Here is a 13,982-nt window from a genome sequence, read left to right as displayed (position 1 = left end):
CGGTCCGGGGCGATCTGTTGTGTTCAGGACTCCTTGTGGTGCAGCTCCGGCTCCGCGGGCTCGACCTCGTCGACCGGACCCTCGGTCTTCATCGTGCGGGACTTGCGGAGGCTGAGGACCGTGGTGATGCCCAGCGTCACGATGATGAAGCCGAGCGAGAACCAGATCGGGATCTCCGGCGCCCAGTCGATGTGGTGACCGCCGTTGATGAACGGCAGCTCGTTCACGTGCATCGCGTGCAGGACCAGCTTCACACCGATGAACGCGAGCACCACCGACAGGCCGAGCGACAAGTACACCAGGCGGCGGAGCAGGTCACCGAGCAGGAAGTACAGCTGCCGCAGACCCATCAGCGCGAACACGTTCGCGGTGAAGACCAGGAACGGCTCCTGCGTCAGGCCGTAGATCGCCGGGATCGAGTCGAGGGCGAACAACAGGTCGGTGGTGCCGAGCGCGATGATCACGATCGCCATCGGGGTGACGAACCGGCGGCCGTTCTTCTTCACCGTCAGCTTCACGCCGTTGTACTCGTCGGTGGCGTTCAGCCGGCGCTTCGCGAACCGGATGACCGCGTTCTCCTTGTAATCGTCGTCGTCGTTCTCGCCCTGCTTGGCGAGGTGGATCGCGGTGTAGACCAGGAAGGCGCCGAAGATGTAGAAGATCCACGAGAACTGGTTGATCGCGGCCGCGCCGACCGCGATGAAGACGCCGCGGAACACCAGCGCCAGGATGATGCCGACCAGCAGCGCGGTCTGCTGGTACTTCCTCGGTACGCCGAATCTGGACATGATGATCAAGAAGATGAACAGGTTGTCGACGCTCAGGCTGTACTCGGTGAGCCAGCCGGCGAAGAACTCCCCGGCGTACTGCCCGCCGGAGAACCACCAGACCCCGAGGCCGAAAACGACCGCGAGTCCGACGTAGAACGCGATCGCGGTGGCCGATTCGCGGGTGCTCGGCTCGTGCGGGCGGCGGCCGATGACGAAGACGTCGAAGGCCAGCAGCGCCAGCAGCAGGCCGACGGTGATGTACCAGACATAGTCAGCTACGTGCACAGAATCCTCCGGAGCTCAGACGAAAAATCGACTCCGAAGGTCTCTTCCGCGTCACTCAGAGTGACGCCGAGGGCACCGGGTTCGGGACGAGCCCTGACCGTGATGACGATGCCGCCGCAAAAGGAATACTCCCCTTCTCAAGGTCCATTCTGACGGCTGGGTGTCCAAGTCTCCAAATCCAGGACACGTGTCCGCCTGTCGAAATGATCACAGCCCCGTCAGGGAATAGTCGCAGGGCGTGATCCATTGACGGCCGATCAACCGCCGACCGTGGGCCGTTGCCGCTTCGGCAGCTTCGCCACCACGGTCTCGTACGACGCGTCGATCAGCTCCAGCACCTCGTCGTCCGGCACCGCTCCCCCGAGCTGAACCGTGTTCCACCCGGCGCGCCCGATATACGCCATCTTGCTGACGTCGGCCGGGTAGGTGTCCACCAACTCGTCGGCCTCCTCGCGGTTCGCCCCGCACTTCAGCCCGACCGCGCCGCCCCCGAGAAACGCGAAGATCTTCGGCCCGACCTTCGCGACCACATCCCCGTCCCACGGCTCGTCCTGCCAAGCCCCTGCCTTCCCCAAGCAGTACTCGAGTACATCCCCGTCGCTCAGCTGCCCCATCTCATCCCTCCTGCCCAGTCGACTTTGACAGGCAGACTAGACCGCGGGGCGGACGGAACTACGCTGCTCGGCATGGGTTCTGTTGTGGTGGCTGCTGTGCAGGTCGGGGCCGTGCTGTTCGACACGCCTGCGACCGTGGTGAAGGCAGAGCGGTGGATCCGCGAGGCGGCGTCGAGTGGCGCGCGGCTGGTGGTGCTGCCGGAGGCGTTTCTCGGCGGCTATCCCAAGGGGTACGACTTCGGGATCACCGTCGGATCGCGCTCACCGGAGGGTCGCGAGCTGTTCCGCCGGTACCGGGAGGCGGCCGTCGAGCTGGACGGGCCGGAGATCGCGCGCCTGGCAGAGCTCGCCGGTGAGCTCGACGTCCACCTCGTCGCCGGCGTGATCGAACGGGACGGCGGGACGCTGTACTGCACGGCGGTGTTCATCGACCCGCGCGACGGGCTGGTCGCCCACCACCGCAAGCTGATGCCGACCGCGGCCGAGCGGTACCTGTGGGGCCAGGGCGACGGATCGACCATGCCTGCAGTCCGCACGGAGGTCGGGGTGCTGGGCGCCGCGATCTGCTGGGAGAACTACATGCCGCTCTTCCGGCAGTCCATGTACGCCAAGGGCGTGCAGCTGTGGTGCGCGCCGACGGTCGACGACCGTGAGCAGTGGCAGGCGACCATGCGGCACATCGCGCTCGAAGGCCGCTGCTTCGTGATCAGTGCGAACCAGTACCTGACCCAGGACGACGCCGTGCTGATCAACGGCGGCAGCACGATCATCTCCCCGCTAGGCGAGATCCTCGCCGGACCGCTGCGCGACGGTGAGGGCATCCTGCTCGCGGAGCTCGACCTCGCCGAGCTCGATCGCGGGTACTTCGACTTCGACTCGGTCGGTCACTACGCGCGGCCCGACATCTTCACGCTGACCGTGGACGAGTCGCCGCGGCACACCGTCGTCTCTACTTTGCGCCGGCATTAGTCATCTGGCGGAGTTCCTTCTTCAGTTCGGAGATCTCGTCGCGGTAGCGGGCGGCGACCTCGAACTGGAGCTCGGCGGCGGCGTTGTGCATCTGGTCGGTCAGCTGCTGGATCAGGTCGGCCAGGTCGGACGACGGAAGCCCGCCGGCCAGTTCCTTCGCCTTCTCGCCGGCCTTCGCCTTGCCTCCGCCCGGGACCGGCGCCTTGCCGCGCGACTGGGTGCGGCCGGAGCCGAGCAGCTCGGCGGTGTCCGCGTCCTCGCGGGCCAGCATGTCGGTGATGTCGGCGATCTTCTTCCGCAGCGGCTGCGGGTCCACCCCCTTCTCCTTGTTGTACGCGATCTGTTTCGCGCGCCGCCGGTTGGTCTCGTCGATCGCCTGCTCCATCGACGGGGTGATCTTGTCGGCATACATGAACACCTGGCCGGACACGTTTCGCGCGGCGCGGCCGATCGTCTGGATCAGCGAACGGCCCGACCGCAGGAAGCCTTCCTTGTCGGCGTCCAGGATCGCGACCAGCGACACCTCGGGCAGGTCCAGACCCTCACGGAGCAGGTTGATACCGACGAGAACGTCGTACTCCCCCATCCGCAGCTCGCGCAGCAGTTCGACCCGGCGGAGCGTGTCGACCTCGCTGTGCAGATACCTGGTCCGGATCCCCATCTCGAGCAAGTAGTCGGTCAGGTCCTCGGACATCTTCTTGGTGAGCGTCGTGACCAGGACCCGCTCGTCGCGCTCGACCCGGAGCCGGATCTCGTGGATCAGGTCGTCGATCTGGCCCTTGGTCGGCTTCACGATCACCTCGGGGTCGACCAGACCGGTCGGCCGGATGAGCTGCTCGACATACCCGTCGGACTTGTCCTGCTCGTACTGCCCCGGGGTCGCGGACAGGTACACGGTCTGGCCGATCCGCTCCAGGAACTCCTCCCAGCGCAGCGGCCGGTTGTCCATCGCCGACGGCAGCCGGAAGCCGTGCTCGACCAGGGTCCGCTTCCGGGACATGTCCCCCTCGTACATCCCGCCGATCTGCGGGACGGTCACGTGCGACTCGTCGATGACCAGCACGAAGTCCTCGGGGAAGTAGTCCAGCAGACAGTGCGGCGCCGTACCGGCCTCGCGTCCGTCGGTGTGCCGCGAGTAGTTCTCGATCCCGGAACACGTCCCGATCTGCCGCATCATCTCGATGTCGTACGTCGTACGCATCCGGAGCCGCTGCGCCTCCAGCAGCTGCCCGCCACGCTCGAGCTCGGCCAGCCGACCCTCCAGCTCGGCCTCGATCGAGGTGATCGCGCGCTCCATCCGCTCCGGCGCGGTCACGTAGTGCGTGGCGGCGCCGATGTAGACCTCGTCCTCCTCGCTGATCACCTCACCGGTCAGCGGGTGCAGCGTCATCACCCGCTCGATCTCGTCACCGAAGAACTCCACCCGGACGGCGAGCTCCTGGTACACCGGGAAGACCTCGAGCGTGTCGCCCCGGACCCGGAACGTGCCGCGGGTCCCGGCCAGGTCGTTGCGCGCATACTGCACGCCGACCAGCTTGCGGAGCAGGCCGTCGCGGTCCATCTCGGTGCCGACCTTCACATGGATCATGCGGTTCAGGTACTCGTCGGCGGAGCCCAGGCCGTAGATGCAGGAGACGGTCGCGACCACGATCACGTCGCGGCGGGTGAGCAGCGACCAGGTCGCCGAGTGCCGCAGCCGCTCGACCTCCTCGTTGATCGAGGAGTCCTTCTCGATGTAGGTGTCCGTCTGCGGGACATACGCCTCGGGCTGGTAGTAGTCGTAGTACGACACGAAGTACTCGACGGCGTTGGCGGGGAAGAACTGGCGCAACTCGTTCGCGAACTGGGCGGCGAGGGTCTTGTTCGGCTGCAGGATCAGCATCGGGCGCTGGACCTTCTCGGCCAGCCACGCGACCGTTGCCGTCTTGCCCGTGCCGGTGGCGCCCAGCAGCACCACGTCCTGCTCGCCGGCGTTGATCCGCCGCTCGAGGTCCGCGATCGCGGCCGGCTGGTCACCCGCCGGGTCGAAGTCCGACACCACCTTCAGCGGAGCGACCATACGCTGGAGATCCGAGACCTGTCTCATGCCCTCCACCGTACGGCCGCCCGCCGACAGTTTCTAAAAACCCCAGGTCAGAAGCTTTTGACCACGCTGTTGTTCATGTAGATCAGCTCGTTCACGCGGCGCGCGTAGACCCGGGTCTCCAGGGCCGCGTCGGTGGCGGTCGTGCGGTCGAACTGGTCCTGGTAGGCGGTGACGAAGCCCTGCATCGCGACCTTCTTGCCGTTCTTGGCGACCCAGGCGCCGGTGTAGGACACCGCGTAGCAGGCCTTGATGTTCGGGCTGGCCGGCTTGCAGGTCGTGCCCTTGCCGATCCGGACGCCCTCCATGCCGTTCGACTCGACGTCGACGAGGTGCTCGGCGAAGCCCTTCGCGTCGTACAGCTCGGTCTGACGGACCCAGTAGTACCCGTCGATCAGCCCGCGCGCGTTGAACTGCTGCAGGATGTAGTTCTTCCCGCTCCTGGACTTGTCCCAGTCCGGCAGCCAGCCCTTGGACGGCGTGAACCAGACGCCCCAGCCGACCTCGACGCCGACATCGTTCGGCCCCTTGGAGTCGTTCGGGGTCGGCGTCGGCGACGGCGTGTACATGGTGCGGCCGCCCGGCTCCGGCGTGGACTGCGTGGTCGGCTTGTCGTCCTTGCCGTTCACCAGCAGCACAACGCCGCCGGCGACCAGCAGCACCGCCACGATCGCGCCGGCCATGATGATCCACGGCGTCCGGTTCGCCTTCGGCGGATGGCTCGGCCGGCCCGGCCCCGGGCCCCAGCTGCCGCCACCGACACCGCCGCCAACACCGCCGCCGCCCTGCGCGGGCGGTCCCTGCTGCTGCCCGGTGCCCCAGCCGCCGGGAGCGGGTGCCGGCGGCGGGCCCGGCGGTGGACCGTACTGCTGACTCATAGTTGTTCCTCGCGGTAGTTCTGGGGATCCTTCACAGACTGTCGATCACGGACTTCTTCATGATCGCGGCGTCCGCGTCGGCCTTCTGGGCGAAGTCGACCCGGGTCCGGAAGTCCAGCGCGGTGACCACGTTGTCCTTGCGCCGGTACACCTCGACGGAACCCTTCACCTGGACGTCCTCGCCGTTCATCTTGGCCGTGGAGGTGTAGTCGATCGCGACGCACTCCACCAAGACGTCCTTCGGGCACGGCAGGTTCCGTACGTTGCCGAGCTGCGCGACCTCGTTCTCGGTCTCGCCCTCGACGATCCCGAGCAGGTAGGCGTTCGCGGTCACGTTCTGCTTCTGCCGGACCCAGAAGAACGTTCTCGCCTGGGCGCTCGGGCTCGGCGTCACGCCCGGCGGGTACACCGCGACCTGTTTGCCGAGCTTCTCCCAGGTGACCACGGCCCAGCCCTGGGCCGGGACGAGCGAGACGCCGAACCCGACCGGGAGCGCGTTCGGAGGCGGCTGGTACGACGACTGCGGCGCGGTCGGCGTACCGGCAGGCGGGCTCGGGGACTGGCCCGGGTCGGCCTTCTTGTCGCCGCCGGACAGCGCCACCAGCACGATCGCGACCAGCGCGACCACGAGCACGCCGGCGCCGATCGGGATCAGCAGCGGCGGGACGGAGAAGCCCTTCTTCTCCGGCGGCGGGCGGCGCATCGACGGCGGGCCGACCTTGTCGCCCCACGCCGAAGAGGTCTGCGTCGCCGGACCCGAACCAGACCCAGCACCAGAACCGGACCCAGGACCAGGCCCCGGGCCGGGTCCAGGACCCGGTCCGGGCGCACCGTCGCCACCCCAAGGCGACGGCGGTGGCGCCACCTCGAGGTCCCACGGCGACGGCGGGAGCTGGTCCTCCGGCTCGTCTGTCTCGTCCGGGTCCGGTCCGGTCTGGTTGACCCAGGGGTTACCGCCGGTCCCCTTGTCTCGCTTTCCGCTCACTGACTCTGCAGCACCGACTTCAGCATGGCCGTGGTGTCCGGGTCGAGCGTGGAGAGCTTGTCCTTACGCCCGTACGCCCTGGCGACCGTGAACACCCCGTCCTCGCGCTCCACCACGGCGACGAACCCGACGACCGCGAGGCTGCCGCTCTGGCTGCTCTGCATGCCGGAGTACGACTGGGTGAGCAGGACCTTGACCGGGGTCTTGTCTTCCGCGCCCGGTGTCGTCGTCTTGACCTGGCCGGTCTTGACCGAGGACAGGCTCTTGGTGTCGGTCTTGAGGACCTGCGGCAGCAACGCGGCTGCGCTGGTACCCGTCACCTTCGCGGCCTGGACCATGAAGACGCCCTCGCCCTGCTTGACCAGGACGACGCCCTTGAACCCGTCGACGCTCTTGCGGATGTACCCCGTCTGCGGCTTCACGTAGACGCCCTCGGCGACCTCGATACCCTCGTCGCCGCCGTTCGGCTCCGTCGTCGGCTCCGTGGTCGGCGAGCCGGTGGGCTCCGCAGTCGGCTCGCCGGTGGGCTCGCCCGTCGGTTCGCTCGTAGGCTCGCCCGTGGGTTCGCCGGTCGGCTGCGACGTCGTCGGGGTCGGAGTCGGGTCGGCCTGATCGTCGTCGCCGCCCTTGAAGACCAGAGCGAGCACGACACCGATGATCGCCACGACCGCGAACGCACCGCCGGCGATCATCAGGGTCTTGCCGCTGCCGCCACCGCCACTCCGCGGAGGCTGGTTCCACTGCTGCTGACCGCCGTACTGCGGCTGCTGCCCGGGGAAGCCCTGCTGCTGCTGGCCGGGATACCCCTGCTGCTGCTGACCCGGGTAACCCTGCTGCGGCTGCTGAGGGTACGGCGCCTGCTGGCCGTACCCAGGCTGCTGCGGCTGCCCGTAACCAGGCTGCTGACCCGGCTGACCCGGCTGCTGACCTGGCTGCTGTCCGTACCCGGGCTGCTGGCCGTAGCCAGGCTGCTGACCGGGCTGCTGCCCCGGCTGCCCGCCGTACGGCGGCTGTCCGCCCTGTCCGCCTTGACCGCCCTGACCACCGTACGGCGGCTGCTGGTTGCTCATGCCTGCGTCTCCCCAGTCGTCGCTTCGTACCCACTGGCGCCCGTCGCCGCTGTCACTCCGCGAGCGGACTTCGGTACGGATCGCACCGAGTTGCCGCAGGCCGAGCAGAAGTCGGAGTGCGGGAGCAGCGGCATCTCACAGCGCGAGCAGAACGCCAGGTCGCCGGACGCGTGGTTGGAACCACCGCGAGCGGCCGACTCCAGGGCAGCCTCCAGGAGGCCCTTGTGGAGCACGGTCCGGACCCGGATGATCAGCGCGCCGAGCAGCAACAGACCCCAGACGACGCCGAGGATCGCGCCGATCGTCGAGCCGCGACCGCCGACGAAGCCGAGCAGGTAGATGCCACCCTGGAACAGCGCGTTCACCGCCATCGCCTGCAGCAGGCCGCCGACCCAGCGCGGCGTGAAACCGTCGTACTTCTCGCCGAGGCCGGAGAACTCCGCACCCGCGAGACCGGTCGCCGAGCCGTAGATCAGCGGCTTGATGAAGCCGTGCAGGACGACGATCGAGATCCAGGTCCCGGCACTGCTGCCCGGACCGGCGAAGCCGCCGCTGATCCAGCCCCAGTGCAGCACCAGCGTCTCGAAGCACGCGTAGCCGACACCGGCCACGACGCCGAACGTGAAGCCGTCCATGAGGTCGTCGTACCGCGGCCGCGACGCGAGGTAGAGCGGGCCGATCTGCCGGATCAGCTCCGACACGACCGGCACCAGCAGGAGCACGATCAGCAGGTCCCGCAACGACGGGCCGGTGCGGTTCTCACCGATGCTGGCGATCGCCAGCCCCACCTTGTCCGACCAGATCCAGGTGAAGAGCGCCGCGAGTACGCCGGTCAGCACGAAGGCCGCGGCGACCACCGGGATCGGCTCGTCCTCCCAGAGGTTCACGTCGTACAAGTAGATGATGTAGACGATCGGAATCGCGAACGCCGCGATCATGATCGCCACCGGCAGGGCGCCGAGCGCGGCCGTCACCACGGTCAGCAGCAGGGCGATGCCCAGCGCGACCTTGTAGGTGTACGGCTGTTTACCGGACCCCTGCGGCATGATCGTCGAGACCAGTTTGAACGAGGCCACGGCCTCGTCGGGCCTGGCGGCGTACGCGTTCTTCCGCTCGGAGTCCCCGGTGCGCATGTCGTTGCCACAGTGATGGCAAAAGTGCGAAACCTCGGGGACGTCAGAGCTGCAGCGCGGGCAAACCACGCCATCCTCCCAACGTCGGACGTTCGGACCGGCACGGGGCGCGCCGACCGTGTCCGGCCCAGGAGCACGCCCCGGGCCGAACCGGGACAGATTCTCGTACAGGCGGTCCCGGATGCATCATTTCCCGCGCAAGGGTCACCTTTTCGTGTCCGGACCGTGGCCTGCGAGTTGTTCCCACACCTGATCGAGGCGGCGATCCAGGTCCTCCAGGCTGCCTGAGTTGTCAACGACAACAGTCGCGACCGCGAGCCGGTCGTCCCGCGACGCCTGGCTGGCGATCCGCCGTTTCGCTTCCTCGTCAGGCATTCCGCGCTGCGCGGTCAGCCGCTGGACCTGGACCTCGACCGGTACGTCGACGACCAGCACCAGGTCGAACCCGTCCGCCTGACCGGTCTCGACCAGCAGCGGGATGTCGTGCACCACGATCGCGTCCGCCGCCGCACCGGCCTCGATCTCGGCTGCCCGCGCCCGGACCCGGGGATGGATGATCGCCTCCAGCTTCCGCCGCGCGGTCTCGTCGCCGAACACGATCTTCCCGAGTGCCGGCCGGTCCAGCTCACCGTCGGCCGTCAGTACGCCGGGACCGAACGCCGCGACGACCTCCGCGAGACCGTCCGTCCCCCGCGCGACCACCTCCCGCGCAAGCACATCGGAGTCGATCACCACGGCACCCCGCGCGGCCAGCCGCGACGACACCGCGCTCTTCCCGGAGCCGATCCCGCCAGTCAGTCCCACTCTCAGCACCGTGGCAGCCTACCGACCCGGTTCGGGCAGCGGTTGAGCCGTCCGGGCCGGACAATCGAAGGGGGCAGGCTACCGAGGGGGCACGGCGTGGAGATCCGGCTACTGGGACCGGTTGAGGTGATTCGTGACGGCGAGCCCGTCGCGCGCCTGACCGGGCGCCCCCGGACCCTGCTGGCGGTGCTCGCGCTCGCGGCGCCGGAGCCGGTCACCGTGGACGCCATCGGCCGTCGCGTCTGGGGTGCCGACCCGCCCGAGAACCTTCGGCCGAGCGTGCAGTCGCTGGTGTTCCGGCTGCGCCGGCTGCTCGGGCCGGAGGTGGACATCGAGTGCATCGGCAGCAGCTACGCACTGCGGATCGCCCGGGGACAGGTGGATGCGTCCCGCTTCGGGCAGCTGACCGAGGCGGCGGCCCGCTTGGACGACCCCGGCGAGCAACGGGACCGGCTCACATCAGCGCTCGCACTGTGGCGCGGCGAGCCGTTCGGCGGCGTCGACTCGGAATGGCTCGACCAACTCCAGGCGCCCAGGCTGACCGAGACCTATCTGTCCGCCGTCGAGCGACGGCTGGACCTCGATCTCGCTGCGGGCAAGCACGAGCAGGCGCTGCCGGAACTGCGGGAGCTCGCCGCGGCCTATCCGCTCCGGGAGTCCCTCTGGCTGCGGCTGCTGACTGTGCTCGCCAAGTGCGGCCGTCCGGCGGACGCGTTGACGCAGTACGAGGAACTGCGCCGTCGGCTCGCCGACGAGCTGGGCACCGATCCTGACGAGCAACTGCGTGCCCTGCATGCTCAGCTGCTGGCGGCGACGCAGTCCCGGCCGCTGGCACCCGCGCGGAGCGCGATGACCCCTCGCCAGCTCCCGCCTGCTCCAAGGGGCTTCACCGGCCGGGCGACGACACTCGCCGAACTCGACCGTCTGAGCTCGGCTCCGCGGGAATCGAGCGCTCCGACGATCGTCGCCGTGCACGGGCCGGGCGGCGTGGGCAAAACCGCGCTGGCTCTGCACTGGGCGCACCGGGCAGCGGACCGGTTCCCGGACGGTCAGCTGTACCTGAACCTGCAGGGCTACGGGCCTGACCGGCCGCTGGATCCGGACGCCGCACTGGATCTGTTGCTGCGGGGACTCGGCCTGTCCGGTGCTCAGATCCCGGATGGCCGGCAGACACGGGCGGCCCTGCTGCGCAGCGTCCTGGCCGGACGAGAGGTGCTCGTCGTACTCGACAACGCCCGGGACGCCGACCAGGTGCGGCCGCTGATTCCCGGCTCGGCCGGTCTGGTGCTGGTCACCAGCCGCAGTCAGCTCAGGTCGCTTGCTGCCCGGGAAGGCGCGCACCGCGTGCCGCTGGAGCCGTTCAGCGAGGACGACGCGGCGGCGTACCTCACGCGGATTCTCGCGGCCCACGACGTCCGCCATGACACGGCGGAGCTGGCTGAGCTGACACGGCTGTGCGGTCACTTGCCGCTGGCGCTGGCCATCGCCGCGGAGCGCCTCACCCGGGACCCGACAGGGAGCGTACGGGCGTTGTCCGCCGAGCTCGAGCAGCATCCGGACCGCCTGGCGCTGCTGGACGTCGGTGAGGACGCCGACGGTGCTCTACGGGCAGTCTTCGGCTGGTCGTACGACGTACTCGACGCGCAGCCGGCCCGTGCCTTCCGCCTGCTCGGACTGCATCCGGGTCCGGACACGAGTCTGGAGGCTGTCAGCGCGCTGCTCGCCGTACCGCCCGAGGAGGCGCGACGGTCCCTCGGCCAGCTCGTCGGCGCGCACCTGCTCGAGCAGCCCGGAGACAGGTACCAGCTGCACGACCTGCTGGCCGAGTACTCCGTCCAGCTTGTGCAAGAGGTCGAGGACGCGGCGGTGAGCACCGCAGCGCAGACGCGGCTGCTGGACTGGTACGCGCACTCGGCGCTGAACGGCAAGGTCGCCCTGGAGAAGTCGGAACCGCTCCTCGACTTCGGTCGGCCGGCAGCAGGTGTCGAGCCGATGGTGTTCGACACCGCGCGGCAGGCCGTCGACTGGTTCACCGACGAGCGCCAGGGTCTCGTCGCCGCGGTGCGCACTGCCGTCGCGCAGGGGCACGACAGAGCGGCGTACCGGCTCGCGCATGCGCTCTGGCCGTACCTCATGTACCTGCGCGCCCTCGACGACCTGTTCGAGATCCAGTGCCTGGCGCTCGACGCCGCCCGCCGTACGGGCGACGGCGATGCCGAGGCGGTGACGACGCACGCCGTCGGACGCGCGTACCTGTTCCGGTCGGACCTGGACCGGGCGTGCAAGCACCTGGACGAGGCGCTCCGGCTGTTCGAGTTGCTCGGTGACGACCACGGCCGCGGCTCGGCGCTGACAGACCTGGGCCGGCTGTACCGCCGCTGGGGCGACACGGATGCGGCCATCCGCCACCATCGCGCGGCGATCGACGTTCTCGAGCCGTTGAACGACCCGGTCGAGGTCGCCCGGAACCACGAGAACATCGCCGACACCTACATCCTGGCCGGTCGTCACCGCGAAGCGGCCGAGGCGGCGCGTCAGGCACTCACGCTGCACCGGATAGCGGGTGAGCGACGCGCCGAGGCGTTCACGCTCGACACCCTCGCCACCGCGCTGCTCGGCCTCGGCGATCACGACGAGGCCGTCCGGATCGCCACGCAGGCACTGGACCTCAGCCGCGACCTCGAAGACCGCTGGTCGGAGGTCTGCGCCCTGAACAGCCTGGGCCGCGCCCTGTCCGCCCGCGGCAACCTCGCAGACGCCCACCACCACTGGCAGCTCGCCCTCGACGCCCTGGACGAGACCGGCATGCCAGGCTCGGACACCCTGAACCGCACAACCCTGACCCAGCTCCTCACCGGCAAGTAGCCTCCCGCACAAGGTCCAGGTGCGGGAGGCAAGTTCCGGCTAGTGGCGGGGTTGCAGATAGTTGCGGACCACCAGCTGACCGATCTTCGTTCCGTGATTCTCGCCTTCGGTGGTGGCGTGCTTGAAATGGAACCCGACCAAGACTCGTGAGCGGGCGTTCTCGGCAGAAGCCTGCGAGAACCTGGTGAACTGACGCACCACCGGGTTGGCGTCGGTGCAGGTACTACCGGGCAGCACGGTGAAGCTGCACAACGAGAAGTTCATCCGGTCGGTCTTGAAGAACCCTCGGAGTACGGCGGCCGCCGCGCCGCCCTCGACGCTGTGGCCGGAGTCGTGATCGGGGATCGGCGGTGTGGTCACCAACGGGGTCCAGGTCGGGTCCGGCGCTGTCGCGTCGTTGCCGTCCGTCGCGCCCAACTGGATCGCGGTCACCGGCCGCCAGAACAGCAGCCTGTACTTCACCGCGAAGGTCGCGATGTAGCCGTCGGTCAGTGCCAGATCGAGCAGGCCGAACAGGCGTGCGCTCTGCCACAGATCCAGGTGCCGGCCGGTTGCCAACTGGCGGGCAAGCCGGTTCCACAGCAACGGCGAGCTCTCCACCCAGAACCGGGCCAGCTCGGTCTCGTCGGCGGTCCGGGCACTAGGCGTGGTCACGCCGTCGCCGCCCAGACGTTTCACCTCGTTGTAGTCGGCGGCGTACTCGCCCGAGTCGAGCGCGAACGGCGGTACTACCCGGAACTGCTCGGCGTACCGGAGCGCGAAGGGTTTCACCTCTCCCCACGTGGGAGCGAAGGCGAACGGCGTACCAGGAGTGAACCGGTACTCACCGGGGTTGACGCCTTGCGGGAAGTCGGAACCGATCAGCGGCACCTCGGAAGCTCCGTCGTCCGCACGCTGAGCAAGGATGGTGTACGCCGACTTCTTGCCGAGGGCGACACCTGCCGCCTTCGCCGCGCTGTCCGGCACCGCCGCGAGTTCCGACGTGTACGCCGTCTCGACACCGGCGATGGCGGCGCTCGTGTCGGTGAACGGCGGCGTGAGGTCCGTCAGCGCGCCGACCAGAGCTGTCCTCGCGGCAGCGGCGACGGCGGCCTCCGGAGACGCACCCCGTGCACGGCCGTGGAACGCGTAGGCCCGTGAGCGCGGCTGGATGGCGTTCAGCGCGTCGTGGATGGCGATGTGCATCATCGCGTACATGCGCGACTCGTGCAGCGGATTGTCGGTCGGTGCGAGATGAGTCGCCAGTGCGGCGGTCGCTGCGGTTGCGTTCCACCTGACCACCGCGTTGTCACTGGTCGCGGCTGGGCCGCTCGGTGCAGCGTCCGCGGCGCCGTTGACCGGTGCGAGCAGCGCGAGCAGCGCGATCGCTCCGGCTGCGAGTCTGGCGCGGGACAGGACAGTGCGTTTTCTGGCCACGACAGGGCCCCCCTTGAGACAGGCCCGGAGCATCGGATCACGGGCCTTGCCCCGACGCTATGAGCCGCCACCACGACGGTCAATGCGTCGTGGACGTGCGAGACCCCCGC

11 protein-coding genes are annotated in these 13,982 nt (G+C 68.9%); 2 read left to right on the top strand and 9 right to left on the bottom strand.

The genetic code is table 11. From position 1 onward, the window contains the following. Positions 1-23: 23 nt before the first annotated feature. Both OHB24_RS29745 and OHB24_RS29740 read right to left on the bottom strand, forming a co-directional pair. On the bottom strand, positions 24-1,055 hold the full coding sequence (locus tag OHB24_RS29745; RefSeq protein WP_327634167.1) for a TerC family protein: 1,032 nt from the start codon (positions 1,053-1,055) through the stop codon (positions 24-26). A 257-nt stretch (positions 1,056-1,312) separates the two neighbouring features. Further along, a complete protein-coding gene (locus tag OHB24_RS29740; RefSeq protein WP_327634166.1) occupies positions 1,313-1,669 on the bottom strand; it encodes an MmcQ/YjbR family DNA-binding protein in 357 nt (118 codons plus the stop codon). Between the two features lie 72 nt (positions 1,670-1,741). Between OHB24_RS29740 and OHB24_RS29735 the strand changes: the two genes are divergently transcribed. Continuing rightward, the gene (locus OHB24_RS29735; RefSeq protein ID WP_327634165.1) at positions 1,742-2,638 is read left to right on the top strand and encodes a nitrilase-related carbon-nitrogen hydrolase; all 897 of its coding nucleotides are present in this window, start codon (positions 1,742-1,744) and stop codon (positions 2,636-2,638) included. Here the strand turns inward: OHB24_RS29735 and uvrB are convergent. From uvrB to coaE, 6 genes are all read right to left on the bottom strand, one after another. Continuing rightward, positions 2,619-4,724 (bottom strand): excinuclease ABC subunit UvrB, encoded by a 2,106-nt coding sequence (uvrB, locus tag OHB24_RS29730; RefSeq protein ID WP_327634164.1) that lies wholly within the window; start codon positions 4,722-4,724, stop codon positions 2,619-2,621. The genes OHB24_RS29735 and uvrB overlap by 20 nt on opposite strands. 47 nt (positions 4,725-4,771) lie before the next feature. Continuing rightward, positions 4,772-5,599: a hypothetical protein gene (locus tag OHB24_RS29725; RefSeq protein WP_327634163.1), complete on the bottom strand. Its 828-nt coding sequence runs from the start codon at positions 5,597-5,599 to the stop codon at positions 4,772-4,774. Positions 5,600-5,630: 31 nt separating this feature from the next. Further along, on the bottom strand, positions 5,631-6,584 hold the full coding sequence (locus tag OHB24_RS29720; protein WP_327634162.1) for a hypothetical protein: 954 nt from the start codon (positions 6,582-6,584) through the stop codon (positions 5,631-5,633). Beyond that, a complete protein-coding gene (locus OHB24_RS29715; RefSeq protein WP_327634161.1) occupies positions 6,581-7,654 on the bottom strand; it encodes a PT domain-containing protein in 1,074 nt (357 codons plus the stop codon). Before OHB24_RS29715 ends, OHB24_RS29720 begins: the two co-directional genes overlap by 4 nt. Continuing rightward, positions 7,651-8,787, bottom strand: a complete 1,137-nt coding sequence (locus OHB24_RS29710; RefSeq protein ID WP_327634160.1) for a PrsW family glutamic-type intramembrane protease — start codon at positions 8,785-8,787, stop codon at positions 7,651-7,653. The genes OHB24_RS29715 and OHB24_RS29710 overlap by 4 nt, the downstream gene beginning before the upstream one ends. 204 nt (positions 8,788-8,991) lie before the next feature. Further along, positions 8,992-9,600: a dephospho-CoA kinase gene (gene coaE / locus OHB24_RS29705; protein WP_327634158.1), complete on the bottom strand. Its 609-nt coding sequence runs from the start codon at positions 9,598-9,600 to the stop codon at positions 8,992-8,994. An 87-nt stretch (positions 9,601-9,687) separates the two neighbouring features. On the opposite strand from coaE, the gene OHB24_RS29700 reads away from it, so the two are divergent. Then, a complete protein-coding gene (locus OHB24_RS29700) occupies positions 9,688-12,456 on the top strand; it encodes an AfsR/SARP family transcriptional regulator (RefSeq protein ID WP_327634157.1) in 2,769 nt (922 codons plus the stop codon). Positions 12,457-12,495: 39 nt separating this feature from the next. Here the strand turns inward: OHB24_RS29700 and OHB24_RS29695 are convergent, their stop codons facing one another. Next, positions 12,496-13,872 carry a vanadium-dependent haloperoxidase gene (locus OHB24_RS29695; RefSeq protein ID WP_327634156.1) on the bottom strand — a complete coding sequence of 459 codons (1,377 nt, stop codon included), beginning with the start codon at positions 13,870-13,872 and terminating at the stop codon, positions 12,496-12,498. Positions 13,873-13,982: the final 110 nt, after the last annotated feature.

It is taken from the genome of Kribbella sp. NBC_00482, from assembly GCF_036013725.1.
In the GTDB taxonomy this organism is placed as follows: domain Bacteria; phylum Actinomycetota; class Actinomycetes; order Propionibacteriales; family Kribbellaceae; genus Kribbella.
Note: the sequence above shows the minus strand (reverse complement) of the source record. Positions and strands in the feature narration are given on the sequence as shown.

What these genes read in the sequence shown, in the direction of transcription:
- OHB24_RS29715 (WP_327634161.1), bottom strand. Translation starts at nt 7,654, where the DNA reads ATGAGCAACCAGCAGCCGCCGTACGGTGGTCAGGGCGGTCAAGGCGGA.
- OHB24_RS29725 (WP_327634163.1), bottom strand. Translation starts at nt 5,599, where the DNA reads ATGAGTCAGCAGTACGGTCCACCGCCGGGCCCGCCGCCGGCACCCGCT.
- uvrB (WP_327634164.1), bottom strand. Translation starts at nt 4,724, where the DNA reads ATGAGACAGGTCTCGGATCTCCAGCGTATGGTCGCTCCGCTGAAGGTG.
- OHB24_RS29710 (WP_327634160.1), bottom strand. Translation starts at nt 8,787, where the DNA reads ATGCGCACCGGGGACTCCGAGCGGAAGAACGCGTACGCCGCCAGGCCC.
- OHB24_RS29735 (WP_327634165.1), top strand. Translation starts at nt 1,742, where the DNA reads ATGGGTTCTGTTGTGGTGGCTGCTGTGCAGGTCGGGGCCGTGCTGTTC.
- OHB24_RS29740 (WP_327634166.1), bottom strand. Translation starts at nt 1,669, where the DNA reads ATGGGGCAGCTGAGCGACGGGGATGTACTCGAGTACTGCTTGGGGAAG.